Here is a 2,873-nt window from a genome sequence, read left to right on the forward strand (position 1 = left end):
CTCAATAGCTAAATAGCTCAATAGCTAAATAGTATTTTGTTAACGAGTCAACATTAGTCCGTTGGGGTGTTAACCATACAAAAGCACAAGCCGATTTAATTAATAGAGTAGACATTGTAGTAAGTTCTAAGTTAATGACCTCTATCATATTGCTTCTATGTTTGATCATTTCTTAGTTTAATTAAAACAGAACAATTTATTTATAATCATTGAACAAAATAGAGACGTTACTCTTTAGCCACAGACTTATATTGACCTAGGATGCATATATCTATTAAGTGGCAAAAACCTGCTCCATTAAGTAACTGTTATTTATGCAATAATTTACCTTTAATAGTACAAAGGTAGGGGGGTAATTGTAAATTAGGCTTAAAGTATATTACGGTTTAATACTGTGGGATGATTCGTACTCAATTGTAAAACGCCATAATATGGAAACTATCAATGGCACAGAGATGAGGGATGATTTACTCAATTTGTTAGTTAAATTGTTATCAGAATCGCACAAGGGGGCAGGAAGCATGACCTTGAAAAAGCGTAAAAACAATTATCGCTTAACGGCAAAAGCAGGGGTGTTAACTTTTGCTTTGTGCATATCCTCATTTCCTTGTGTTAGCCAAGATATTAGCGATATTGATGAGTTAGCTACTATAGGTAATCAAGCTAATATAAATCAATTTGGCGACGATTTGTTGATTAATATCAATCAACTTGGTAGTAACAACCAGTTTATTTCAACTCAATCTGGCTTTAATAATCAAACTCTCACTACACAGCAGGGCACAAATAATTATGCCATTGCAAACCAGTCAGGAAATGATATCGAAGCCAATATACTACAAGCCGGTTTTAATAATGTTGTTTTACTAAACCAATTTGGTTCTAGCCTGATGGCCGATGTTGGTCAAATTGGAACGGATAATTTAGCCATTATCAATCAAACCGGTAGTGAAAATGCGATTTGGATCCAGCAGTACGGCTCCGGAAATGCTGTAAGTGTGACCCAATGGGGTGTATCACAACATGTTGTTGTGACCCAGGGAAGCTTATCTAACTAAGAGTAAAGGGAAATACGAAGATGAAACATTCTAAATTAGCGTTATTAATCTCAGCAGCGATATTTACTTCAGCAGGAGCTTATGCAAGCGATAGTAATACTGCAAATGTGAATCAGAGTGGTGCGGAAAATTCAGTTGTCGTTACACAGCAAGTGGCGAGTATGCAAAATGAAGCAACAGTCGGTCAAACTGGTGACAGAAATGAATCGACTGTTATTCAGGCTGATACTTCCTTAACTAAGGCATTTATTACTCAGCTTGGTAATGATAATAAAGGTACTATCTTGCAGCATGATGCAACTGAATCTGCCACAGCCACAATTGATACTACAGGCGAAAATAACCAAGCCAAAATTGAACAACAATTTAATAATGGTGCGAATGCAGCCGCTTTGGTTGAACAAAACGGTAATTTAAACGCAGCTGAGATTTTACAAGATAATGGCGACACAGCTAACTCTACAATTTATCAAAATGGTGATAGTGATGTAGCAAAAATTCGTAATCATTTTTCAGATTTTGCTGATGCAACTATTACTCAAAACTTAGGTGGTGGTAATGACGCTTATATCAATCAAGAGTCTTCTGATGCAGCAAGTGCAACGATGACTCAAACAGGTGCTGGCAATAACGGTGATATTGAGCAAAACACCCAAAACTATGGTTATAGCGCAGGCGCTGATGATACCGTTGCCACACTAACCCAAGTGGGTGATGGAAACCGTGGTGATATATATCAGTCGGGGGCTTCTAGTGATGCAGATGTCAACCAGCAAGGTAGCTTGAACCAAGCAGATGTACTTCAAACTGGTGATGATAACATGGCTGATGTTGATCAAATGGGCAGTAGCGACATTGCTTATGTAGATCAAACTGGTCAAGGCGGTATGGCTACCGTTATGCAAACTGGTAATACTTTCAATACTGCGACAATCATGCAAGGTGGTGTTTCAAACGCGGCCACTGTAAACCAAAACGGTACCAGTAATGAGGCGTTAGTTACTCAATCTGACTTCGACAACGTAGCAAATGTTGACCAAACTAATGTAGGGAACAATGCAACGGTTACTCAAAGTGGTTCAACTACAGAGGGCAACTTGGCTAATGTCACGCAAGCTGGTAGTAATGATATTACGGTAGTTACTCAAATCGGAAATGATAACAAAGCTTATGTTGACCAAGAAGCAAACAGTTTTGGTAACACTATTACCGTTATGCAAAGTGGTGATGGTAACTATGCCGGTGCGGAAACTAATTTAGGTGGTCTAAATACAATAACGATTAATCAGACAGGTAATGGTAACTTTGTGGGGAATTCTCCACTTTCAAACAACTGGTATGATCTTGAAATTGGTGCCGGTACCTTAGGTGCTGAAAACGAAGTAATGATTGATCAAACCGGTGACTTGAACATGGCTTATGCAGATGCAGCTGATTTATCATCGGTCATTGATATTGACCAAATGGGAGATTCAAATACTGCAGTTGCTGAATCATGGGGTGGTACTGATAATGATATTATGATTTCTCAAACTGGTACATATCATAATGCAGATGTATTTGTTGATGGTGCAGGTAACAACATGGTATCGATTACTCAAACAGATGCGAGTAATACGGCTAATGTAACTTCATTTGGCTACGGTAACTCAGTTACTGTTATCCAAGGGATGTAGTACAAAAGTATAATGAAGGGTGCGAAAGCACCCTTTTGGCTAATTGTTATACGGTAATCCACTTGTTAAAATTATCAACATTGATACGGACTTAGTATCAATTAAAATTATCAACATTGATACGGACTTGGTATCAATA

General features: G+C 38.0%; 2 protein-coding genes. Both read left to right on the forward strand.

The window, feature by feature from the left end:
• The first annotated feature begins 431 nt into the window (after positions 1 to 431).
• Positions 432 to 1,058 (forward strand): curlin, encoded by a 627-nt coding sequence (locus tag H5202_RS19890; RefSeq protein ID WP_182773589.1) that lies wholly within the window; start codon positions 432 to 434, stop codon positions 1,056 to 1,058.
• Positions 1,059 to 1,078: 20 nt separating this feature from the next.
• Positions 1,079 to 2,734 (forward strand): curlin, encoded by a 1,656-nt coding sequence (locus tag H5202_RS19895; protein ID WP_182773590.1) that lies wholly within the window; start codon positions 1,079 to 1,081, stop codon positions 2,732 to 2,734.
• The last annotated feature ends 139 nt before the right edge of the window (positions 2,735 to 2,873 follow it).

Source organism: Shewanella sp. SG41-4 (assembly GCF_014164505.1).
GTDB lineage: Bacteria > Pseudomonadota > Gammaproteobacteria > Enterobacterales > Shewanellaceae > Shewanella.

Excerpts from the sequence above, each read along its gene's own strand:
- H5202_RS19895 (WP_182773590.1), top strand. The coding sequence starts at position 1,079 with ATGAAACATTCTAAATTAGCGTTATTAATCTCAGCAGCGATATTTACT.
- H5202_RS19890 (WP_182773589.1), top strand. The coding sequence starts at position 432 with ATGGAAACTATCAATGGCACAGAGATGAGGGATGATTTACTCAATTTG.